This window comes from Desulfosporosinus sp. BICA1-9 (assembly GCF_000802135.1).
This window is the reverse complement of sequence record NZ_JUEE01000049.1, coordinates 45,817-68,348: the sequence shown is the minus strand read 5'-3', so window position 1 is coordinate 68,348 and position 22,532 is coordinate 45,817. Positions and strand designations below refer to the sequence as shown.

Sequence of the window (22,532 nt, the reverse complement as noted above, 5' to 3'; positions counted from 1 at the left end):
CGAGTCATGGCGGTTTCAAACCTCAAACGTTCTTGTTCGAGTCTGGCCAGCGCTTTCAAGAAGGTTAACACGTGCGAAGACAGTGTCTTCGGGCGCCAACATTTTTCTTAAGACTTGCTCTATTATATGCTTATTTCTCGGTAGAAATACTGCTTATCCTTCAGTTTGGAAAATACCGCAAAGGATCGGTAGGATTGCCGCTTACCCGTACTTCGAAATGCAGGTGCGCGCCTGTACTCCACCCTGTTGATCCCACGGCCCCAATGACTTGATCCGCTTTAACGGATTCACCTTCACTGACATCCAAGCGCGAACCATGTCCATAGAGAGTTGATATTCCGCCACCATGGTCAATAACCATCATATTTCCATAGGCAGTATTCCAACCCGCTATCAAGACAACCCCTGATTCCGCTGCACGAATCTGCGTTCCTGTGGGAGCAACTATATCTGTTCCTGTATGCATACTTTGTTTACGTGTGATAGGGTGAGTACGCCAGCCAAAAGGACTACTGATTTGATAATAACCGGGCACTGGCCAGGTGGAAATTGACCCATTCCCAGTCACTTTTCCTGACTGAGAGGCCTGTAATTTGCGAATTCTCTCTGTCATAGCTTTAGACTCAGCTTCCAAGCGGTAAACCTCTTCATAGGCGGCTTGTTGCGCCTTCTCGCTTTGATCTAAAGCCTCACGTTGTTCGAACTTTTTGTTTTCAAGCTCTTTACTAGCTAAGACAGCCTCATTTTTGATTTTTTCGGCTAGATCTCTTTTACGCTGTAAATCAAGTGTCTTTTGTTCAATTTGGGTTTTTTGGGACTGAATATCTGTCAAAAGCTGGCGATCGTTAGACACTAATGTTGAGAAATACTCCATTCGAGTAATAAAATCGCTGAGATCGGTGGACTGAAAAAGTAATTCCAAGTGGCTAATCTGACCACTTTCATAGATTCCTCGTGCACGTTTCCCCAGCGCCAACCGACGATCTTCCAATTCTTTTTGGGTTTGATCCAACTCTATTTGCACAGCGGCGACTTGATCTTGGGCTTGGACATAGGCGACCTGCTTCTGAGCTAAGTTCGCTTGAGTTGTTGCAACTTGTTTTTCGATATGAGCCAATTGAGCCTTCATAGTATCGGTTGTATAAGATATCTTATTTAGCTTTTTCTGAGCTTCAGCTTTCTGATCTAAAATATCTTTCTGCTGTTGAAGATTCTCACCTAGTTGATCGGCCCGGGAAGGCATTGCCGACGTCCCAAGCAAAAGAAGACTTATTACTATAGCAGGTATGACTTTCTTCCCGAACAAACGACCCCTCCGTTCTTAAATAGAAAATTAAACATTATTCCTCCTCACTTCCTCTCTCCTAAGTACGGAGGAACTTCTGCAAGGAAATCCCGCTTCCAAGGGCTCCCATTGCCATGCCTGCAAGTAATAGTCCCACCGATACTTGGCGGAAAAGAATATCGTTCTGAACAACCGGTAAAAAGGTTAAGGATGATTGAACGTACATAGTTATCGAATTGTAACCCATACCTACAATACCGGCAGCCATGGCTCCCCCAACAAGACCTAATGCTAACCCCTCGATCAGAAAGGGCCAACGAATAAAGCTGTTACTTGCACCCACCAATTTCATAATTTGGATTTCACGGCGGCGGGAAAAGACATTCATTTTAACGTTAATCGAAATCAGGACCGTTGCTGCAATGCCAAAAGCCCCGACCACAGCAAGGCCAATCCATCTTAGCCATTGTGTAAATTTCAAGAGTTGATCGATAAATCCCTGTCCATAGCGTACTTTTGCTACCTCGGGAAGAGCACCTACTGTCTCAGCTAGAGTTATGACATTTTGCGGATCCGTCGCTTTGATCGTCAGCTTATCACGGAAAGGGTTGGTTCCCCCAAGATCTGCCAAAAGATTACTTTGGGTCCCGCCCAACGTTTTTCCAAAATCTTTAAGGACCTCTTCCTTAGTCACTATGGTCACTGAAGCGACACCAGGCATCTCTAAAATCTGGTTTTTCAAAGCTTGTACTTGGGAAGGGGTTGTGTTGTCTTGCACAAATGTGGCAATTTCCAGTTCCGATTCAAAGGATTGTGCCATATTTGCAGCGTTGGCAAAAAAGAATATCGAGAAACCTAGGATCACCAGCGAAACCATTACGGTTATGACTGATGCAATGCTCAGCCAAGGATTGCGTTTCATAGAGTGGAATGTCTCGCGAAGAATATAACGAGAGGAATTAAGTGTCATAGCCGTATCCCCCCTTTTCCTCGTCCCGTGCAACCCTTCCATTTTCTATGGCAATAACTCTTTTTTGCATTTTATTGACAATTGCCTTGGCATGGGTAGCCATGACTATGGTTGTCCCTCGTTTATTGATGTTATAAAGCAGATCCATAATATCCCACGCAGTCTCAGGATCAAGGTTACCCGTAGGTTCATCAGCTACTAATAAGGCCGGATTATTAATAATTGCCCGGGCTACACAGACACGTTGTTGTTCCCCTCCAGACAGTTCATGCGGATAAGATGTTTCTTTAGATGCCAGACCCACTAATTCTAACGTGGCTCGAGTACGACTTTTTACCTCACGCCTGGCCACACCAATCACTTCAAGTGCAAAAGCAACATTTTCAAAGACCGTCTTATTGGGTAATAACTTAAAGTCTTGAAAGATCACTCCAATATTACGCCTTAGATAGGGTACTTCTCGTTGTTTCATTCGCACCAGATTCTTGCTATTAATCTGAACCTGCCCTCTTGTCGGGCTTTCTTCGCGATACAGTAATTTGATCAGCGTCGATTTGCCTGCGCCACTGGGACCTACCAGAAAAACAAAGTCCCCTTTACCTATTTTAAGGTTTATATCGACAAGGGCTCTGGCACCGTTCATATAAATCTTGGACACATTTGTCAATTGAATCATACTGTCCTCCTTGATTTTCGCATGCTCCGCCCTTATTTCCCCATAACCCTTATTTTATTCGACACTAGACGTGGATTTCCTGTCTCTAAAATTAAACATTCGCTTGTTTTGTGGCGGACTAAACGTCAAAGTCCATCACAGATAGGGGAAATTATCAAGAAGGGACCAGCATTCCCAGTTCACACCAGAATGCTAGTCCCTTCTTGATCAGATCTACCCTGTCCATTGTGTTGAGGAGAGGAGAGAAATTAAATTTGCTTTTTAGCAAGGACCTCATGCACTGCTTTCACTAATTCCTGCTTCGTTAAACCATATTTTTCAAGAAGTTCCTGCGGTCGCCCTGACTCCCCGAAGGTGTCTTTAAGTCCGACGCGCACCATTGGTGTGGGCTGCTTTTCCCCTAGAACCTCTGCAATTGCGCTTCCTAGTCCTCCGATAATGTTGTGTTCCTCCGCCGTCACGACGGCTCCTGTCGTCTTCGCAATCTGTACAATCGTTTCTTCATCTAGTGGTTTCACTGACGCTACATTGACAACGCTCACGCTTATTCCCTTATCAGCCAGCTCAGAGGCTGCTTCTAAGGCCATAGACACCAGCACTCCATTAGCCATGATGGCTACATCTGTCCCTTCTTTAAGGACGTTAGCCTTGCCAATCTCAAACTGATACTCTGCGTCGAAAAGCAACGGAACATCTAAGCGTCCCATCCGAATGTAAACAGGTCCGTTATATTGGGCAGCAGCCAAAACCACTTGGCGAGTTTCCTCTCCATCTGCAGGAACTAAAACCACCATATTCGGTACCGCGCGCATAATTGCTACATCTTCGATGGCCTGATGAGACCCTCCGTCCTCACCAACTGTAATTCCGGAGTGGGTAGCCGCAATTTTCACATTTAACTTAGGATAGGCAATTGAATTACGAATTTGTTCAAAGGCCCGGCCAACTGCAAAAATTGCAAAGGTGCTGGCAAAGGGAATTTTACCTGCTGCAGCAAGGCCCGCAGCTGTCCCTAAGAGATTCGCCTCGGCAATCCCCATGTTAAAGAAACGCTCCGGATATTTTTTGGCAAAGTCAGCCGTTTTGGTCGACTTCGACAAATCTGCATCTAAAACGACGACGTTAGGATTTTCTGCCCCTAAAATTTGAAGGGCCTTGCCATACGCTTCGCGTGTCGCTACTTTATTAGCCAAGGTTCGCCGCCTCCTCCCGTAATTCTTTAAGCGCCTGTTCGCCTTGTTCCACAGAAGGAGCATTGCCGTGCCAGCCAGCTTGGTCTTCCATGAAGGAAACCCCTTTGCCCTTTACTGTTTTGGCAATGATAATGGTTGGCTTGCCTTTGACTGTTTTTGCCTCAGCAAAGGCTGCCCGTAGGGAATCGACATCATGTCCGTCAACTTCAATCACATGCCAACAAAATGCCCGCCACTTCTCTGTTAGCGGAGCTGAACACATGACACTATCTGTCGCTCCATCAATTTGTAAGCCGTTAAGATCTAAAATAGCGGTAACGTTATCCAATTTATAGTGAGCAGCCGCCATAGCAGCCTCCCAAATTTGTCCCTCTGCCATTTCACCATCCCCGAGCAAGGCAAACACGCGATAATCCTTACCATCCAGCTTTCCGGCTAAAGCCATTCCATTGGCTGCCGAAAGCCCTTGCCCTAAGGAACCTGTGGACATATCCACACCCGGGGTCTTTTTCATATCCGGATGTCCCTGTAGCATATGACCCGTTTGACGAAGCCCCTGTAGCTCGGCCTTTGGAAAATAACCTTTCTCTGCAAGTGCGGAGTAAAGCACGGGAGCTGCATGTCCTTTGGAAAGGACAAAGCGGTCTCGATCCGCCCACCGTGGATCCTGAGGATTAATTCGCATTTCGTTAAAAAATAAGGTTGCGACGATATCAGCGGCAGATAAACTCCCACCAGGATGCCCTGATTTTGCGGTTACAAGCATCGAAATAATGTCTTGACGAATAGTATTGGCCACTCGTTTCAATTCAATTGTGGTCAAGCGATCCCCTCCTTTAGTTCATTCTTAAATAACATAATCTCAAATAAACTTGTTTGAGTTATGGCTACTGCGGTATTACGACAATGTTTTTGTCTTCTGAAGAAACGCTGCAATAAAAGTATCAATTTCCCCATCCATTACTGCCGAGACGTTCCCTGTTTCCACATTGGTTCGGTGGTCTTTAACTAGGCTGTAGGGATGGAAAACATAAGAACGGATTTGACTTCCCCAAGCAATCTCTTGTTGCTCACCGCGAATTTCGGAAATTTCAGCCTCTTGTTCCTTACGTTTAAGTTCCAGCAACTTGGCCTGTAAAACCCGCATAGCAGCCAGTTTGTTTTGTGTCTGTGAGCGTTCACTCTGACACTGAACCACGACCCCGGACGGCAAGTGTGTTATCCGAATCGCAGAATCGGTCTTGTTGACGTGCTGTCCACCCGCACCTCCGGACCGATAAGTATCTATCCTTAAGTCTTCAGTGTCAATAGTTATCTCGTTATCCTCAGTTACTTCTGGTATTACATCTACAGAAGCAAATGAGGTATGGCGGCGTCCTGACGCATCAAAAGGTGAAATTCGCACTAAACGATGCACGCCTTTTTCTGACTTGGCATATCCGTACGCATTTTCCCCACTGAAGGACAGTGTAGCACTCTTAATTCCTGCTTCATCGCCATTTAAAAAGTCTAACGTCTCCACTTTATATCCGTGACGTTCTCCCCAACGAATATAAAGACGATAGAGCATTTGCACCCAATCTTGAGCTTCCGTACCTCCGGCTCCAGCATGAAGGGTTAAAATAGCATTATTCCGATCATAAGGACCGGCCAGCAGTAATTCCAGTTCCAAATCCTCTAACCGCCGCTGAAGTTTCCTTACCCCTTGCTCAATCTCTGGTTCAAGGCTCACATCATCTTCCTCTGTAGCCAACTGCCAAAGAGTCGCTGTCTCTTCAAGCTCACCCTCAAGCACTTCATAAATTTTGACTTTGCTCTGATGAAAAGCTAACTCTTGCATAATTTTTTGAGCATTGATAGGGTCATCCCATAAATTAGGACGATGAAACTCCCCTTCTAGAAGACTAATTTTTTCGATACGCTGAGCAACGTCAAAGGGAAACCCTCAAATCTGCCAAGCTTAATGTTAACATTTCCAGTTCCTTTTTCCAATCAGAAAGCACTCTATTCACCCTTCCAAAACTATTCACTCAGAACACTAAGATATTAACCAAAAATTGATTGCCTATTTCCGAGCGATACCTGACTTAGTGAAAGCATCCTTACATAAGCGGAGCGGAACACATGGACATGTTCCGCTGACCCTTTCATTCGCCCATCACTTTTTAACTTTACCGCAGCATTTCTTATATTTTTTCCCACTTCCGCACTCACAGAGATCGTTGCGGCCAATCTGGTCTCCGACGTGTACAGGTTTACTGGGTTCTCCTTCATAGCGGTTCTCCGTTACATTGCGTGGCTGTTCAGCAACTTCTTCTCGCACTTGGGGAGTCACTCGCATAACATAGCGAATAATATCGTCTTGAATAGAGTCAATCATCGCTTGGAACATTTCAAACCCTTCACGTTTATATTCTACGAGTGGATTTTTCTGTCCATAGGCTCGTAAACCAATTCCCTCACGCAACATATCCATGGCATCAAGATGATCCATCCATTTGCTGTCCACTACCTGCAGCATTACTGCCCGTTCAATTTCTCGCATCAGGTCAGCACCGAATGATTCTTCTCGCTTTTTATAAAGTTCTGTTGCCTGCTCCAGGAGCATTTCTTCAATTTCTTCCACCGAAAGATCTACAAATTGTTCAGACTTTAAATGGATCCCCGGTAGGAAAAAGTTCTCAATATAATCGGACATACCCGACAAATCCCACTCTTCTGGGAACTGGCTTTCCCCACTAAACATACTAATACTATCTTTAATCGCTTTTCCTAACATATCCATAACATTATCGTGGAGATTTTCCCCCATCAACACTGCAAGACGCTGGGCATAGATTACTTCACGTTGTTGATTCATAACATCGTCATAGTCTAGAACATGTTTACGAATGTCAAAGTTGCGATTCTCGACTCGACGCTGGGCGGTCTCGATAGAACGGGAAATCATTCTTGATGTAATAGGTATAGAGTCATCCATCCCTAATTTATCCATGATACCCATAATATTATCCGCACCAAACAAACGCATTAGGTCGTCTTCTAACGAAATAAAGAATTGGGTTGATCCAGGGTCCCCTTGACGTCCAGCACGTCCACGCAATTGGTTATCGATACGTCGAGATTCATGTCGTTCTGTCCCGATAATATGTAAACCTCCGAGGTCAGACACGCCTTCACCTAGAATAATATCTGTCCCACGACCAGCCATGTTTGTAGCAATCGTAACCATGCCACCCTGTCCAGCTTGGGCAACAATCTCAGCTTCCTTTTCATGGAATTTAGCATTAAGGACCTGGTGCGGAACACCACGACGCGACAAAAGAGTACTCAAATGTTCGGACTTCTCAACCGACACGGTTCCAACAAGAAGAGGCTGTCCTTTAGCATGGCGTTCAATTACACTATCTACGACCGCTAAAAACTTCCCTTCTTCTGTACGATAGATTATATCTGGCTCATCGATTCGCAACATAGGTCGATTAGTTGGGATTTCCACAACATCAAGCTTATAAATCTTCCGAAACTCTGGTTCTTCTGTCATAGCCGTTCCAGTCATACCCGAGAGTTTGTTATACATCCGAAAGTAATTCTGGAAGGTAATCGTAGCTAATGTTTGGGACTCTTTTTCAATCTTAACGCCCTCTTTGGCCTCAATCGCTTGGTGTAATCCTTCACTATAACGACGCCCAAACATCAAGCGACCTGTAAATTCGTCGACAATAATAACTTCTCCGTCTTTAACGACGTAATCACGGTCTCGTTTAAAGAGGGTTTGCGCCTTTAACCCTTGATTAACGTGATGAGCCAATTCAGTATGAATATCTTCATAAAGGTTATCCACGCCGAGCATACTTTCCACTCGACCGACACCTTTCTCAGTAAGGGTCACAACACGCTCTTTTTCAATAACTTTATAATCCTCTTCAGGTTTTAAGCGCGGAATAATCATGGCAACCCTAAAATATAGTTCGGTGGGCTTGTCCGCCTCACCAGAAATAATCAGCGGAGTCCGTGCTTCGTCTACTAGAATCGAGTCCACTTCGTCCACGATCGAATAATTTAGTTTGCGCTGAACTAAAGCCTCAGGCCTTGTGACCATATTATCACGCAGATAATCAAAGCCAAATTCATTATTTGTGCCATAAGTAATGTCTGAGGCATAACTGTTCCTACGTTGCTCATAGTTTAAGCCGTGAACGATAAGACCTACGGAAAGGCCGAGGTACTGGTGAATTCGACCCATCCATTCACTATCCCGACGAGCCAAGTAATCATTGACCGTTACGACATGGACCCCTTTACCTGACAAGGCATTCAAATAGGACGGCAAAGTCGCCACTAGGGTTTTTCCTTCCCCAGTACGCATCTCAGCTATCCGGCCATCATGAAGCACCATGCCCCCAATTAACTGTACATCATAGTGACGCTGATTAATCACCCTTCGGCTAGCCTCACGTACCACCGCAAATGCCTCAGGCAAAAGACTGTCTAAACTTTCTCCCTGTTCCAAACGTCCTCGGAATTCAGCGGTCTTGCCACGTAATTCATCATCTCCCAGAGCTTGGATCGTCGGTTCTAAGTTATTAATCACTACAACGCGCTTTTGGTATTTCCGAATTTCTCGCGCGTTATCATCGAACAAATCAAAAAACCCCATTATGTCCACCTTTCTTAATCCTTGTGTTGACTAATTTTAACATCCTTGAGAACCGACTGCAACCAAACCGAGAGATTTACTTATGGGATATTTTACCTTTCCAAGCAAAAACCTTATTAATACTTAGTTTTCCCCTCATTGTACTTAGTATTTTTCTCAGGGTGTGACGAAAGGCCCGCCAATGCGGACCTTTCGCTTGTAAAATGCAACTTTCCAACCGATCCCAAGTTACTTACCCAGCTTGAGGTTAATTAATCTAAGTCTGAGGTTGAAGCAATCCATAGTCTCCATTATTACGAAGGTAGACCACATTCATTTCTTGACTTTCTGAATTGGTAAACACAAAGAAAGTATGACCAATCAGATTCATCTGCATTATCGCTTCTTCTACCGACATGGGCTTGGCAGGGAACTTTTTATTTCGAACAACTTCTTCACGAGGCTCATCATTTACTGCTGATTGCTTAGGTTCATGATCTTTAAGTACTTTTGAGCGCATTCGTTTATTAATACGTGTCCGATATTTATCAATTTGACGTTCTAATTTTTCAACGACCATGTCGATTGAAGAATACATATCTTCCGTTTCTTCTTCGCCGCGCAAAATCATACCATGGAGTGGGGCGGTTACCTCCACACGATGTCGATCGCGCTCGACAAGCAAGGTGACTTGAACGTCCACAAACTCATCCGAGTATTTGGCTAATTTACCTACTCGTTTCATAACATACTCTTTAAGGGCGTCTGTAAGTTCGATATGTTTACCGCGAATGTTAATGTTCATTAAATTTCAACCCCCTTCTATGTTGCTATATTAGTAATATTCCCGCTTTACATAAAAAATCCTGCAAATTATAATGTTTACCGCTTATATTTTTTTACTAACATCCGAAAGAGAGAACCGTTCTTAGTTTAACGATCCTCTCTTTTGGCAGATTCTTTAATAACTGTATTAACGAACCATCACATTCGAAGCTTGTTCACCTCGTGGGCCTTGAATAACATCGAATTCAACAGACTGTCCTTCTTCAAGAGTCCGAAATCCATCTCCAATGACCGATTGAAAATGCACAAAAATATCTTGCCCACTTTCTTGTTCAATGAATCCGAAACCCTTCTGTTTACTAAACCATTTGACTTTCCCTACCACTTAAAAAAAACCTCCTTGAAAATGTTAAAGTTCTTTGCTTAAAGCTAAAGCATACAGCCTAAGCTAAAGAATTAACTCATACTTTACGAGGATACCCAGCATTGATAAAGTTTAAACGTTAAAATGATGCAATGATCAATATTCATGTTCCAGCATACGCTACAAGAAGTTTAACTAAAGCCACGATCCCATGAACGCAAGCAACGGCGCACATACATCTATCCCAGAGGTTCGCACGCTCTCGCTGAACCGTCCAAGCCTCCTCAGCGGCGGTGTAACTACAGATGCTGTATAGAAAGGCGCTCCTCGGGCCTATCCCAGCCCCAGAAGCGCCTTTCTATACAACGCCCCCCCACACTTCCCCATAGCTCCACCCCAAAGGAGCGCTTTTCTGCTAAGCGGATGCTTCAGTGAAGCCGCTTCTCCAGACGAGCGCCCGACGGTTCGCGCACCCCCGTCAGCGCGCCGTAGGTTCACATGCAGATTGCCCAGAGGTTCGGACGCGCTCGCGAACCGTCCAGCTCGTCCAGCGGCGTAACGTGCAGACGCGTGCAGAACGAAGACACTGTCTTCGCACGGGTTAACACAGCTGTAAAGCGCTCCTCGGGCCTATCCCCAAGAAAGCGCTTTATACAAAAAGCTTACAATATTTTACTCAAAAACGCCTGCGTCCTTGGATTCTTGGGATGCTCAAACACTTCGTTCGGCTCTCCCTCTTCCATAATTATCCCCTCATCCATGAAAATTACCCGATCTCCGACTTCGCGAGCAAATCCCATCTCGTGAGTCACAACGACCATTGTCATCCCTTCACGAGCTAAATCTTTCATGACCGCAAGAACCTCTCCCACCATTTCAGGATCAAGGGCGGACGTGGTTTCATCAAAAAGCATAATCTTTGGCTTCATTGCTAAAGCTCGAGCGATTGCAACCCTTTGTTGTTGCCCTCCAGAAAGGCGATCTGGATATTCATCGGCTTTATCAGATAAGCCAACCTTTTCTAAAAGTTCCAACCCAATCTTGCGTGCTTCTGCCTTACTTGTTTTGCGTACAACCTCTTGAGCTAATATTATATTTTGGATTGCCGTCATATGCGGGAAGAGGTTAAAACGTTGAAAAACCATGCCTACTTCTCGCCGTATTGCATTAACATTCACCTCAGAGTTAAGAGGAATTCCATCAACAATAATCTCTCCGCTGGTTGGCTCTTCAAGTTTATTGAGGCAACGCAAGAAGGTGCTTTTTCCTGAACCACTGGGGCCAATGACAACTACAACTTCCTTTTCCCGAATATGGCAATCTATCCCTTTAAGAACTTCCAGTTTGCCAAAGTATTTATGCAAATTCTTAACGAAGATCATTCTTACCCAGCCTCCTCTCCATATAGCTAACCCATTGGGTAATCAATTGGGTCATGACGAGGTAATACAAGGCAGCAGCTATATACATGGGAATAGGTTGATAAGTTCGTCCGGCGATAATCTTGGCGCTGTAGAAAAGTTCTTGGATCGCAATAATCGATAATAGAGAAGAATCTTTAAGTAAGGCAATAAACTCATTACCCAAGGGTGGTATAACCCGTTTAAACGCTTGGGGTAGAATCACATACCGTAAGGACTGACTATGAGTCATTCCCAATGACCGGGCCGCTTCCGATTGCCCACGGTCAATCGATTGAATTCCAGCCCTAAATATTTCGGCAATATACGCACCGGAATTTAGGCCCATCGCCAGGACTCCAGCAATATATTGATAGTTATCAGGCAAAGTTTCCCAATTAAGGAGTTTAGGCACTAAAAAATAGACTAGAAATATTTGAACTAGTAATGGGGTTCCTCTAAAAAAATCTATATAGCCGATTGCCCCTATGCGTAGCAACCTGTTCTTGGACAAACGCGCCAACGCCATAAAAAGTCCAATCACAAGTCCAATCATGACTGCACCGGCTGTCAGCTCCAAAGTAAGTATTGCGGCTTTATTTAGAATGGGGATGCTATCTATGGCTGCTTTCCAGTTTTGACCCACAAAAAAATCCTCCTTCTTCATAATAATGAGTATGCCAGATGTCTAAAGGTTATTTATCTGCATAAAATTATACATTTTACTGTAAACTTATACAAGTAAAAACGCTTCCCTAGTATTGTCTTGTTTATACACAACAAGACCTAATTATAACATGAGGATTGGTTAATTCAAGCCCCAATTTCTCCCTTAGACCTCTAATTCCAGCTTTCCTATATCTTCTGAAATTTGTGAGGTAGGCTCAAAAAATAAAGGAAGGCACAACATCAAGTGCCTTCCTTATTTTATTATTATAAGTATTTAACCTAACAAAATGAATTACTTAGAATTTTGGCGCGTCCACTTTAAACCACTTCTTGTAAATCTCATTATACTTCCCGTTTTCTTTGAGTTTCTTTAAGGAAGCATTCATTTTGTCGCCTAATTCTTTGTTATCTAATTTCATAGCAATTCCATAAAATTCTTCTTCAACATCTGCTTCTACGGAGACTATATTAGCTTTCTCATTTTGTGCTTGGAACCAAAGTACAACCGGTCCATCAGCCACAACGGCTTCTACTCCACCGTTCAGAAGATCGTTCATTGCATCAGGTGTTGTATCAAATTTTCTTGGCTCTATTCCGGCTTTCTCAACAACCTCTTGCCCTGTCGTACTGAGTTGAACCCCAACCTTTTTACCTTTTAAGTCGGCCAAATTCTTAAAACCGGCCCCTTTTTTCATGGCTATATACTGAATAGCTCTAAAATACTTATCACTAAATTGGACACTCTGAGCACGCTTTTCTGTGATTGTCATGGCTGAAATCACGCAATCATATTTTCCTGCTTGCAAGGCAGGAAGCAAGCCGTCAAAAGCAGCTGTCTCAATATTCACCTTGGTGTATCCCATATCTGCCCCAAGAGCATTGATAAGCTCAATATCGAAGCCCGTCGCTTGTTGCTTTTCATCCATAAACTCAAACGGTGCATAAGCGATATCCGATCCAACCTTCAGGACCTTCTCAACGGGAGCTGGGGCGGGAGTAGGAGCAGGAGCTGGTGCAGGTGTACTACCACATCCGGCTAGTGTCAAGAGGCTTAAACTAAGTAATCCAGCTAGTACAAAACGAAATTTAGGTTTAAACATTTTTATTCCCCTCTCTTTTTGGATGGGTTCCGCAATAACTTACTAACCAACTTTTGCGTTATGCGTTTGTCATCCTTGTCTATTCAGATTATACATACTAACGAATATCTATACAACACTTTTAATGTCTGTTTAGTTATTTTTTCAAACTCGAGTAAAAAATATCCCTTATCATTCAGTCGATTTTATCCCCAAAAGTTACACACAGGAGAGTGTGTATAGTGTGGATAAGTACAAGAAATACCCTGTTTTTCAAGAATTGATTGTGGATAACCCTGTTAGTAACCCTTTATAGGGGATTAATATTCAGGAAAAAGGAAACTCGTTCGGCTGGTGCTGTGCTTAACGAATACAAAAAGCACTGGCCGACGAGACGCCGACCAGTGCTTATCAATTTCAATAATATGCTAATTCAAGTTGCTTGAATTAATATTGCTCACGAGCCGGACGATGGTGCTGGTAGCACTCACGGCAGTATACTGGACGATCAGAAGTCGGTTGGAACGGAACTTGTGTTTCTACTCCACAGTCCGCACAAACGACAGAAAACATTTCACGTGATCTTCCTTCTTGGGAATTGCGATTGGATTTGCGTACGTTACGGCATTCACGGCAACGTTGTGGCTCATTTTCGAAACCTTTTTCAGCGTAGAATTCTTGCTCTCCGACGGTAAAAATAAAAGTTACTCCGCAGTCTTTACATACTAGATCTTTGTCTTCAAAGGCCATGAAAGATATTCCCCTTACGTAAAAAAATGTAATAGGCTGTGCCCATCCAGAATTATTATAACTCTATTCAGTCGAAGGCACAAGTCTTTTTTCGCGACCAGCAGCTAGGCACAAGCCATAAATCGCCTGAATTCCACAACCACGAAGTACTTCCGCCACTGCCTGGAGAGTTGCTCCTGTTGTTGTTACATCGTCCACTAACCATACACTTCGTCCTAAATAATACTCTGGATTACGCACTGAAAAGGCTCCTTCCAAGTTATGCAAGCGTTCTTTACGAGAAAGTAGAACTTGAGATGCCCTCGACTCAATTCGTTCAACTCCTTGGAAAATCGGCAACCCCAATTCCCAATGTAAGGCAGATGCAATAACCTCCGCTTGATTAAAGCCACGTTCTCCTAGTTTTGTTGCATGCATCGGAACTGCCACTATACCGTCAACTGCAGGAAGCTGACTTACAGCCCATTCCGCAAAAGGGCCAATGATCTGTCTTATGCGTTTTGGATGGGCATTAAATTTTACGCTATGAATGAATTCCTTTAATCCACCGCAATAATGCCCCCAGGCTACTACCTTATCAAGCTGTTTTGGGCCGCGGCCCGCCTCACAATCTTGACACTGTTGTTTTTCAAGCGGTATTATTTTTCCGCACCCGTGACAACGAGCTAGCTCAGGATGTAGATAGTTCTCCGAACAAGTCGGGCAGATTGGCCCGTTTCCTTCACTACATAAAACACAAAGGTTTTCATCTCTGTACCAAAGCGAACGAATGATATCAGTTGCGGCTCCCCTAAAATCCTTCATTGCTTCCCTCCTTTTGCCCTGTATCAAGGAGTCCTAATTCCATTGCACGTCTATTTTGGCCCTCAATCCACTGAATTGCTGTCTTTATAGCTGGAGAAATATGCTTCGATATAAAGACGACCCCTCCTCCGGGACATTCTCGAGTTCGCCCCACTCTGCCAGCCATTTGAACCAAGGCTCGCTCATCAAAAATCGGATGATCCGCCCCGAGCACAACCACTTGTATCTCAGATAACGTGATACCGCGTTCCAAGATAGTTGTGCTCACAAATAGATCAAATTCACCTTGAATCAAACGTTTTATTTTGGGGGCACGTTCTGGATCCGAACTATAGCTGCCGTCAATCAGCCAATCCGGAAAACTTTTTCTGAACGCCTGAATCCAAGAACGAACCCAAGAAATCTTAGGCACAAATACCAATATCGGGCCCTCTCTCCTTAAAGCTCTAATTAGCAATGTCCATTCATCGTTACTCCGGTCTTCGTTGGGCTCAATTGCGTGACGAGCTTGATGCCATACCGGAATCGGCAGTGGGTTGCGATGGTGCCGTGCTGGCAGCTGGATAAGGCGCATCTGGCCTCTCTTTATCAAATTTAAACTTTCAGGAGATGGAGTTGCCGTCAAGTATAGAATCTTACCTCCTTGGCACAGGGCGTGCTGCAATCCCCAGGCCAATGCCTTGCTCCCCTGATATGGAAAGGCATCCATCTCATCCATAAAAATGACATCAAAGGCTTGCCAAAATCTTAAAACTTGATGGGTTGTGGCCAGTACCAATCCTCCACTTTGAAATTTAATCGAGGATGTGCCTGTTAACATTTGCAATGGATAACCAGGAAAATCCCTCTGTAACCTTGGGAGAATATCGTAGATGACATCTTGTCTCGGTGCAGCAAAAAGTACAGACTTCCCCTGCTTAAGTGCCCATGCTGCAGATGGAAAACACACTTCAGTTTTACCCGCACCACATGCCGCCCAGAGAAGTGCCTTTTTTTCTGAGGCTTCTTGAATAAATTGTAAGGCTTGTTGGCTGGCTAGCCGTTGAGCCTCTGTTAAGTCCCAATGGGGCTGAAAATTGACCTCTCTAGGGCTTTCCATGAGTGAACGTTGATCTCGATAAAGTACTTCCATAGAGGTGCTTACTCCGATGCTTTCACAACTTCGACAGGTTGCTGCCATCCCATAAAGACTAGGCCATTCTTCCACGTCCTCTTCTCCACATCGTTGACACTGCCACCCTCTACCTTGCTGCCTGACGGAAGAAACCCACTGTGCCTTCCCCTGTAACACATTCCTATGGGCAAGTTCAGTGACCCTCTCCTCTTGAATCTTAAGCTCTCGAGCAAGGCCCCGAAGGTCACGATTAGAAAGTTGCCGCGCTAAGACAAGTTGATTAAACCTAACCCCTCTCTCATCCTTCGTTTCTTCCTCTAACAGACCTTGATGAGGCAAAGCAATAGGGTCAATTTCCTCCCAATTAAAAACCAACGAATTCCCACAAATAGTGTTTAGCCGTTTGATAATTTCTTGCTTAAGATTCGTGCTTTTACCAAAATTCCAAAGATCAGGCGGCTTTGGCCGTTGTACTTGATCTTTAATCTCCTCGATAACTGCTAATGGAAGTGGGGTACTGAGGTAGCTAGCCCCAAAATCCTGCTTGTCCCACTCTCGAAGCGGAGAAGAACTGACGTTACCGTTCTTCTTTAACGTCAGGTAAAAGAGCATAACTACCCCTCTCTTTCATTCATTTCCCTTCGACTCTGTAGTTCTTCCCTCATCCCCGTTTCTGCTATCAACGAAACAAGGTGCCTGTCCCCGCTTTTCTCCGTGTTTCTCTATCTTTACTCCCGCTATTACCGAAACAGCGCACCTGTCCCAGTGTTCCGCTGCATTTTCGCTGCCTAGTGGACATTCAGATAGACTTATTTCTGGGAAGCGACGCTGAAGACAGGATATGTAAATCTTATTTTGTTCAGGTGGGAAATTGGGATAGACGCATACTTCGGCCCTTATCGGAGCCCTATATTTCTTCCTTAACCGAGGGTAGGCCCTCTTAAGCAGCCACAAGTGTTTCTCCAGCTCCGTATTTTCTGGATCCACGTCCCAATCATAATTTATGATATGAGTTGGACTGGAGAGTCCTTCTTTCCATGCCCTAATTTTAGCCTGCCATTTCTGGGGAATATCCCATTCCCAACTTGAATTTACTCTCCATAATAGAGCCCCTAAGATCAAGATCACGCCCATCAATAACGTCATAATCTCGCCCCCTCCCCACAACTTATGTTATGAAAAGGGGTTGTGTGAGTTGTCTTTGCCGAGCATACTCTGCGAGGAGCATAATATGTGGGGAGGGTAAAAAATCCGGATGCCCCTTCCAAAGCAAACGTTCTTTTGACGACAAGCCCTGAACTTTCTCTTCTATAGTTTTAGGAACTCCTTCCACCCATCGATAGAGCCTATTTGCCGTTTCCGGATGGGTGTGCCGCTGCACCTCTGCAGCGTCCCAGATGACTGACTGAGCCCATTCGTACGCTTCTATGTTATAAGGTTGCCATTTAAGTACTTCTTCCACTGCCTCTAGTCCAGCTAAGCCATTTCCTTGCCGAAGTAAATGCTCAGCTTGCTTTTGCCTCGTGTTGCTTTGCGTTTGATCCCAGTTCAAACTTTTATCCCAGAGGGCAATACTCTTTTCTGAGTCCTGTTCACTCCAATGATCCGCAAGAGCATTCCAAGTTCGTTCTTTCTCTATGAGTGCAGGATTTAAGAGTATACTTGCACTGACCAAGCACAAGATGGCACTCATCAGCAACATTATTTTGTTACTCATGTTGACCGCCATATTCCGTTTTGAATAAAAAGAACGGTGGTAAGTCTCTGTTTTTTGAAAGCTTCCTAAAAGCAACCAGAATAAAACCCCCAAGGTGCCAAAGGAAAAATCAGCATCCACCAAACTATGCAGCGCCAAAAAGAGCAAGGCTGCCCATACTCGGACCTGGGCCTTAGTTTCTTGAGATTCAGCACCTGCTTTGTGCAACATGCGCTTCTTTCTCCAAGTCCTCCAGGTTTGAGCTAAGGTTAAGCAACTCCAAATCCCTACACTTAATATTCCTAGAACTCCTTGATTTAAAAGGATGTGTATAAAACTCGAATGAGGGTCAGCCGTCCAATATGGAAATTGCTGAACTGTCGGAAAGGCCAACCACCCCCCTGCTTGGGGAAGGCCCCTCGCATTCCAGGCCAACCTTATTCCGTCTTTAAAATAGACCTGCCGTTCCTGCCAACTTGAAGAGGAGAAGCTCCAAGTTGTTAAATTATCCCAGGCAGCTCCATTCATGAGCATTATGAGAACTAACCCAGAAACACTTAATACGATAACCCACAGTCCGCTGAGATAGTTTGCTGATCCTAAACGTTTTTTCAGCCTAGGCACCGCTTGTCTCGCTTTAAAGTAGGGTGAAATGTTCTGTGATCTAGCCCCGATTAAAAGCAGTTGACCAATAAAGATAACAACAAATAATCCTACCCCCGCACGGGAACCCGTGGCTAATAGGGACGTTCCTAGTAGAATTCGGACCAATTTCCTGCGTGGATTAAGCAAAAGAACTGCTCCCAAAAATGCAGCCATTGTATTGGGATAACCGAAGACAGAACTCAATCGTCCAGCTACTTGGCCTACCCATGGTAGCCAACCAATGATAGCAACCACCATTGCCAACCATTCTATATAACTTAGCAATTTTTTTTTAGCTGTCTCATCGGATGAAATACGCATTCCCAACCGATAGACGAGCCAAAAAATTCCCCATTGCAACGCTTCCTGCAAGCCGTTCGCTGCCTTGACAGGATGAAGAACTCCCAGCACTGAAAAACCAAGCATTCCCACCAGCAAAGAATCTGTTAGACCTAGGGTCAAATACGTAGCTTTTCCTACCTTAAACCTGCCGAACAGATGAGAAACCATAACATAAAGGGATATGGCAAACCCAAAAATAAGCCATTCCTCAGAATAGTAAAGCCCATGGCTAAGAACACTAAAGGCTAAAAAAAGAGCTAGGAAGCGTGCTGTGTTGCTCCTAACTCTGCTGTCTTGTTGTAACGATAAACCGATCACTGCGCAGGTTTCTTCCGCTCTAAAAAGAATTTAAGAGTCCCTTCTGCTGCCAACTCTTCTCCGACATACGCCCTACCTTTAGCGACACCGAATGATTTTCTCAGCTTGATAAGCTCTACTTCTAGGCGAAGCTGATCTCCTGGAATGACTTGCCGCTTAAACTTGACTTCATCCAAACCTGCAAATAACCCTAAGTAACCAGCGTATTCTGGCATCTTAAGAATAGCTACGGTTCCGACTTGGGCCAGAGCTTCAATGATTAGAACCCCTGGCATTATGGGGTGTTCTGGGAAATGCCCCTGAAAGAACGAATCATTGATGGAAACGTTTTTTATTCCCACTGCACGTTTTCCTTCGTCTAATTCTATGATACGATCGACTAGAAGAAAGGGATAACGATGAGGAATAATATCTTGGATCTCTTGACTCTGTAGCAATGAAATTCCTCCTTACTAATTGTGGTTCGTAGTACGTAGTTCGTAGTTCGAACGACGTACTAGAACATGAGTATTGTAGATATAAACCACTTTGTCTGTGTAAGCTGGGACGGTTCTCGACTTGCATTCATAGGGTCATAACATGTAGTCGAACTACGAATATCAAACTACGAACTTCCAGTATCGCTTGCAGACATGTACCTTTTTGCCTATGATTAGTAGAGTACTGATGTATTTACCTACTAGCAAACAGTATAACCAAGTTTGTGCTTGAAGGGAAGATGGCAAGGTCATGAAAAAAACTTACAAAATTCTACATATTATTGGAGGTGGCGAAGTCGGAGGGGCCGAGCAACATGTCTTATCCCTAATCAAGGGTGTCGACCGGACCCGTTTTGACCTATATCTTGTCTGCTTAGCCCAAGGACCCTTCTCCGACTTGGCTATAAAAAATAACATCCCAACGCAAACTTTCCCTATGCGCTTCCCCCTTGACCTTTCTCCTCTTCCCGCTCTAGTTCGCTGGGTTAAACACCAGGGGATACACCTTGTTCACACCCACGGTTCACGGGCCAATCTCCTAGGCCGCTTAGGGGCTAAATGGTTGGGAATTCCTACTCTAACCACCGTTCATAGTTCTCTAGCCCACGATTATCTTTCCCCATGGTCTGCCCGAATAGCTTTAGGGCTTGATCGCCTCACCCTCCCCCTGACATCCGGAATTATCACTGTATCCGAATATTTAGCCAAAGAGGTTGCCTTAAGAGGTGGTCGGAATCTGGAAACTATCTATAACGGCCAAGCAGCTATTTCCTTTGCTGACCCGTCTTCTTCTCGAGAACAGTTCCGCAAAGAATGGGGGATCCCGACAGATGCACTGGTTATCGGTACAATAGGCCGCCTTCATCCTACTAAAGGTCAGATTTATTTAATTAAAACTGCGACTGAACTACGCTTGAAGTTTCCAAAACTTCACCTTTTATTCATAGGAGATGGCCCCCTACGAGCAAACCTAGAATCTGAGCTTAAGCGAAATGCCATTCCCTACACCATGACCGGCTACCTTCCCTTAGCCCATCAAGTGCTGCCTGCCATGGACCTTTTCGTCTTGCCTTCAGTTAGTGAAGGTATGGGACTAGTCCTTCTTGAAGCTATGCAAGCAGGGGTTCCGATTGTGGCCAGTACTGTTGGCGGTATTCCAGAAGTTATTCGCGCAGGCCAAGACGGACTACTTTTTCCTCCAGGCCATGTCGCTAAGTTTACTAAAGCGTGTACTTCTATCCTCGAGAATCCTACATTGGCCAAGTCTCTTGCCCACTCAGGCCAAAAACGCTGGCCCATCTTTTCTATAAATAGTATGGTCAGAGAAACCGAGCAAGTATACACTCGCTTAATTGAGTAGTACCCTTGCCCGGCAAATAACATTATGATGCAATTATCCACTGACTCACTGTTGATGGTCAACCTCCCCTTTGTTATGAACTGACCTATTTCTCTCTCGCTAACTTGCTCATCTATTATTTTCTTTTCCTTTATTCTTATCGTTTTGAATATCTTTTTCATTTTCATTTGCTAAATCTTTAGCGTTATTTTTTCTGTTATCATTATTTCTTTTGTCATTTTCGTCATTATTTTTGTCGTTATTATTGTTGTTTCTACTCTCTTTTACCGTTGGCTCTCCCTTCTCAGTTTCTGGTTCTCTATCTTTTTTGGTGAGAGGATTTGGTTTATCGACAGAGGAGGGTGACGCATTCGGTTTCTGTTTTCCTAGATTATTATCAAAGGGGTTCACTAAAGCCCTTTGATTTTCCGTCGTTGTTCCAGGCTTTATGGGTAAACCATTCTTAATTCCCTTCTGCTCAGCTTTAACCAACGCTTGAACCTGCGGATTTTCAAGTATGCGAACCCGTTCTGAAGTCTCTTTAAGTTTCTGTGGTTGAGTCGTTACTCCCGCCTTTTGAGCTGTCTGCCAAAGCGCAAATTCGCCTATCGTCAAATCTTCCTTTTGGGCAAGTTCCCCATCTTCGGGACTTAGAGTGAAGACAGCAACCTGAGGGGTCAATCCGTTTTTCTCAATGGCCTCTGTGATCCAATCACTGATTTGAATCTCATTAAGTTCCTTAGGCATTTTTTCCGTGCTTTTGTTAGTCAGCGGAGAATATCCAACCACAATCCACTGTTGCTCCGGGTTAATATAGTTCTGATTATAGGCCAGAGTAACTATTTTCTCTAATACTTCGTCAATCGGTTTACCTTTGAAATCATTCTCACCCAGCATTTGTCGAGCATCCTCATTTTGTGTTTTAAATTTCAATAACCGCCCTTGAGAATCCAACGTAAATTGCAAACTAGGATTAATGTCGACCGAGACCAAGGCTACTGCCGTTGGCGCTTGATAGAGATTCCACCCGATAAGAGAGGTTAATACCATAAGGAAAAGTGCGACTATCCCCGCCCAGGCACTTAAGCCCCCAAACCAATCTCTACCAATATCCAGTTCAATCTCTTCGCCCACCTCAGCATTAAGTCGTCTCTTAACCTGACGAAAGGTGCCGTCCATAACTAGAACCCTGTAATGTGTTCCTGACTTTTCTAACACCACGGCTTTCATTTTGCTCATCCCTTCGCCTCCTCTTCCCGCTGAAGAACATATTCTCTTAAATAAACATAGTCATGTTGGTTTGCTATCAGTAAGGCAACCGCCAAAATATATTTTCGTCCCCGTTCCAATACTTTAAGACTAATCTGGGTTTTTAAAGCTAACGCTTGCATAGGGACTTTCCCCTTCCGTTCGACCTGGAGCCACAACTCAGTATCCAATGCTAATTCCCGAGCCGCTCTGAGTAGGGTTTCACGGGAATCCCGGTGTTTTGGAGAAACTGCGACCAAATCTTGAAACGTTAGCTGAAACTCTGACAAAGCCTTGGAATACTGTTGGATCTCTGCAGCCCTCTCACCACTCTGTTCCCGCGCGTAATACTCATCTAACCCAAGATGAATATCGATCCCTCGCCCAATGTCCTCTTGATCGAGAGAAATTGCTTGCCGCAGACGCTGCCTACGATAATAATCAATCAAGCGGCGTTTCATCAAAACTCTAGCATAGGCTAAAAAAGGGACTCCTTTATCTTCTACAAACAGATCTATCGCATTATTAAAAGCAATTAAGGCTTCCGATAATTCGTCATCTCGTCCCCATTCCAGAGTGCGAAAACACACTTGGCTAGATACATGACGAATAAACGTTTGAGATTTTGCTAAGAAATCCTCTCGGGCTTCTGAGTCCTCTTTCAAACGCTGCCACTGCCATTGTTTTTCACATTCCGGCATCTTTTTCCTTCCTCCTAATTTCCTATACGAAATGA

Annotated in this window: 21 protein-coding genes; 1 reads left to right on the top strand and 20 read right to left on the bottom strand. The window is 44.3% G+C overall.

Annotated features, from left to right (window positions below; genetic code table 11):
* Positions 1–160: 160 nt before the first annotated feature.
* From JL57_RS06850 to fabZ, 18 genes are all read right to left on the bottom strand, one after another.
* On the bottom strand, positions 161–1,306 hold the full coding sequence (locus JL57_RS06850; protein ID WP_034141306.1) for a murein hydrolase activator EnvC: 1,146 nt from the start codon (positions 1,304–1,306) through the stop codon (positions 161–163).
* A 58-nt stretch (positions 1,307–1,364) separates the two neighbouring features.
* The gene (ftsX, locus tag JL57_RS06845) at positions 1,365–2,255 is read right to left on the bottom strand and encodes a permease-like cell division protein FtsX (protein ID WP_034141305.1); all 891 of its coding nucleotides are present in this window, start codon (positions 2,253–2,255) and stop codon (positions 1,365–1,367) included.
* On the bottom strand, positions 2,245–2,931 hold the full coding sequence (gene ftsE / locus JL57_RS06840; RefSeq protein ID WP_034141304.1) for a cell division ATP-binding protein FtsE: 687 nt from the start codon (positions 2,929–2,931) through the stop codon (positions 2,245–2,247). Before ftsE ends, ftsX begins: the two co-directional genes overlap by 11 nt.
* A 248-nt stretch (positions 2,932–3,179) precedes the next feature.
* On the bottom strand, positions 3,180–4,124 hold the full coding sequence (locus JL57_RS06835; protein ID WP_034141303.1) for a transketolase family protein: 945 nt from the start codon (positions 4,122–4,124) through the stop codon (positions 3,180–3,182).
* On the bottom strand, positions 4,117–4,947 hold the full coding sequence (locus tag JL57_RS06830) for a transketolase (protein ID WP_034141302.1): 831 nt from the start codon (positions 4,945–4,947) through the stop codon (positions 4,117–4,119). The genes JL57_RS06835 and JL57_RS06830 overlap by 8 nt, the downstream gene beginning before the upstream one ends.
* A 75-nt stretch (positions 4,948–5,022) precedes the next feature.
* Positions 5,023–6,127, bottom strand: a protein-coding gene (gene prfB / locus JL57_RS06825) for a peptide chain release factor 2 (protein WP_291299782.1) whose coding sequence is annotated in 2 segments (ribosomal slippage) — positions 5,023–6,057 and positions 6,059–6,127 — 1,104 coding nt in all. Because the reading frame shifts where the segments join, the coding sequence is not laid out codon by codon here.
* Between the two features lie 155 nt (positions 6,128–6,282).
* Positions 6,283–8,784 carry a preprotein translocase subunit SecA gene (gene secA / locus JL57_RS06820; protein WP_034141300.1) on the bottom strand — a complete coding sequence of 834 codons (2,502 nt, stop codon included), beginning with the start codon at positions 8,782–8,784 and terminating at the stop codon, positions 6,283–6,285.
* Between the two features lie 256 nt (positions 8,785–9,040).
* The gene (gene raiA / locus JL57_RS06815; protein WP_034141299.1) at positions 9,041–9,568 is read right to left on the bottom strand and encodes a ribosome hibernation-promoting factor, HPF/YfiA family; all 528 of its coding nucleotides are present in this window, start codon (positions 9,566–9,568) and stop codon (positions 9,041–9,043) included.
* A 168-nt stretch (positions 9,569–9,736) separates the two neighbouring features.
* Entirely contained in the window at positions 9,737–9,934 is a 198-nt protein-coding gene (locus tag JL57_RS06810; protein WP_034141298.1) for a cold-shock protein, read from the bottom strand.
* Between the two features lie 641 nt (positions 9,935–10,575).
* Positions 10,576–11,295, bottom strand: coding sequence for an amino acid ABC transporter ATP-binding protein (locus tag JL57_RS06805; protein WP_034141297.1), 720 nt, complete (start codon positions 11,293–11,295; stop codon positions 10,576–10,578).
* Complete coding sequence (locus tag JL57_RS06800; protein ID WP_291299781.1) at positions 11,282–11,959, bottom strand: amino acid ABC transporter permease; 678 nt, start codon at positions 11,957–11,959, stop codon at positions 11,282–11,284. Before JL57_RS06800 ends, JL57_RS06805 begins: the two co-directional genes overlap by 14 nt.
* Positions 11,960–12,278: 319 nt before the next feature.
* Complete coding sequence (locus tag JL57_RS06795; RefSeq protein WP_034141295.1) at positions 12,279–13,082, bottom strand: basic amino acid ABC transporter substrate-binding protein; 804 nt, start codon at positions 13,080–13,082, stop codon at positions 12,279–12,281.
* Positions 13,083–13,508: 426 nt separating this feature from the next.
* A complete protein-coding gene (locus JL57_RS06790) occupies positions 13,509–13,811 on the bottom strand; it encodes a zinc-ribbon domain containing protein (protein WP_034141294.1) in 303 nt (100 codons plus the stop codon).
* Between the two features lie 63 nt (positions 13,812–13,874).
* Positions 13,875–14,615 (bottom strand): ComF family protein, encoded by a 741-nt coding sequence (locus JL57_RS06785; RefSeq protein WP_034141293.1) that lies wholly within the window; start codon positions 14,613–14,615, stop codon positions 13,875–13,877.
* Complete coding sequence (locus JL57_RS06780; protein ID WP_034141292.1) at positions 14,602–16,341, bottom strand: DEAD/DEAH box helicase family protein; 1,740 nt, start codon at positions 16,339–16,341, stop codon at positions 14,602–14,604. Before JL57_RS06780 ends, JL57_RS06785 begins: the two co-directional genes overlap by 14 nt.
* A gap of 15 nt (positions 16,342–16,356) precedes the next feature.
* Complete coding sequence (locus JL57_RS06775) at positions 16,357–16,875, bottom strand: hypothetical protein (RefSeq protein ID WP_034141291.1); 519 nt, start codon at positions 16,873–16,875, stop codon at positions 16,357–16,359.
* Positions 16,876–16,897: 22 nt separating this feature from the next.
* Positions 16,898–18,730 carry an O-antigen ligase gene (locus JL57_RS06770; protein WP_034141290.1) on the bottom strand — a complete coding sequence of 611 codons (1,833 nt, stop codon included), beginning with the start codon at positions 18,728–18,730 and terminating at the stop codon, positions 16,898–16,900.
* On the bottom strand, positions 18,727–19,167 hold the full coding sequence (gene fabZ, locus JL57_RS06765; RefSeq protein WP_034141289.1) for a 3-hydroxyacyl-ACP dehydratase FabZ: 441 nt from the start codon (positions 19,165–19,167) through the stop codon (positions 18,727–18,729). The genes JL57_RS06770 and fabZ overlap by 4 nt, the downstream gene beginning before the upstream one ends.
* 292 nt (positions 19,168–19,459) lie before the next feature.
* Here fabZ and JL57_RS06760 point away from each other — a divergent pair, with 292 nt between their 5' ends.
* Positions 19,460–20,569, top strand: a complete 1,110-nt coding sequence (locus JL57_RS06760; protein ID WP_034141288.1) for a glycosyltransferase — start codon at positions 19,460–19,462, stop codon at positions 20,567–20,569.
* A gap of 108 nt (positions 20,570–20,677) precedes the next feature.
* On the opposite strand, the gene JL57_RS06755 is transcribed toward JL57_RS06760, so the two are convergent.
* Positions 20,678–21,787 (bottom strand): hypothetical protein, encoded by a 1,110-nt coding sequence (locus tag JL57_RS06755; RefSeq protein WP_045690906.1) that lies wholly within the window; start codon positions 21,785–21,787, stop codon positions 20,678–20,680.
* Positions 21,784–22,497: an RNA polymerase sigma-I factor gene (gene sigI, locus JL57_RS06750; protein WP_034141287.1), complete on the bottom strand. Its 714-nt coding sequence runs from the start codon at positions 22,495–22,497 to the stop codon at positions 21,784–21,786. The genes JL57_RS06755 and sigI overlap by 4 nt, the downstream gene beginning before the upstream one ends.
* Between the last annotated feature and the right edge of the window lie 35 nt (positions 22,498–22,532).

Excerpts from the sequence above, each read along its gene's own strand:
- ftsX (WP_034141305.1), bottom strand. The coding sequence starts at position 2,255 with ATGACACTTAATTCCTCTCGTTATATTCTTCGCGAGACATTCCACTCT.
- ftsE (WP_034141304.1), bottom strand. The coding sequence starts at position 2,931 with ATGATTCAATTGACAAATGTGTCCAAGATTTATATGAACGGTGCCAGA.
- secA (WP_034141300.1), bottom strand. The coding sequence starts at position 8,784 with ATGGGGTTTTTTGATTTGTTCGATGATAACGCGCGAGAAATTCGGAAA.
- raiA (WP_034141299.1), bottom strand. The coding sequence starts at position 9,568 with ATGAACATTAACATTCGCGGTAAACATATCGAACTTACAGACGCCCTT.
- JL57_RS06805 (WP_034141297.1), bottom strand. The coding sequence starts at position 11,295 with ATGATCTTCGTTAAGAATTTGCATAAATACTTTGGCAAACTGGAAGTT.
- JL57_RS06795 (WP_034141295.1), bottom strand. The coding sequence starts at position 13,082 with ATGTTTAAACCTAAATTTCGTTTTGTACTAGCTGGATTACTTAGTTTA.
- JL57_RS06790 (WP_034141294.1), bottom strand. The coding sequence starts at position 13,811 with ATGGCCTTTGAAGACAAAGATCTAGTATGTAAAGACTGCGGAGTAACT.
- JL57_RS06785 (WP_034141293.1), bottom strand. The coding sequence starts at position 14,615 with ATGAAGGATTTTAGGGGAGCCGCAACTGATATCATTCGTTCGCTTTGG.
- JL57_RS06780 (WP_034141292.1), bottom strand. The coding sequence starts at position 16,341 with ATGCTCTTTTACCTGACGTTAAAGAAGAACGGTAACGTCAGTTCTTCT.
- JL57_RS06775 (WP_034141291.1), bottom strand. The coding sequence starts at position 16,875 with ATGACGTTATTGATGGGCGTGATCTTGATCTTAGGGGCTCTATTATGG.
- JL57_RS06760 (WP_034141288.1), top strand. The coding sequence starts at position 19,460 with ATGAAAAAAACTTACAAAATTCTACATATTATTGGAGGTGGCGAAGTC.
- JL57_RS06755 (WP_045690906.1), bottom strand. The coding sequence starts at position 21,787 with ATGAGCAAAATGAAAGCCGTGGTGTTAGAAAAGTCAGGAACACATTAC.
- sigI (WP_034141287.1), bottom strand. The coding sequence starts at position 22,497 with ATGCCGGAATGTGAAAAACAATGGCAGTGGCAGCGTTTGAAAGAGGAC.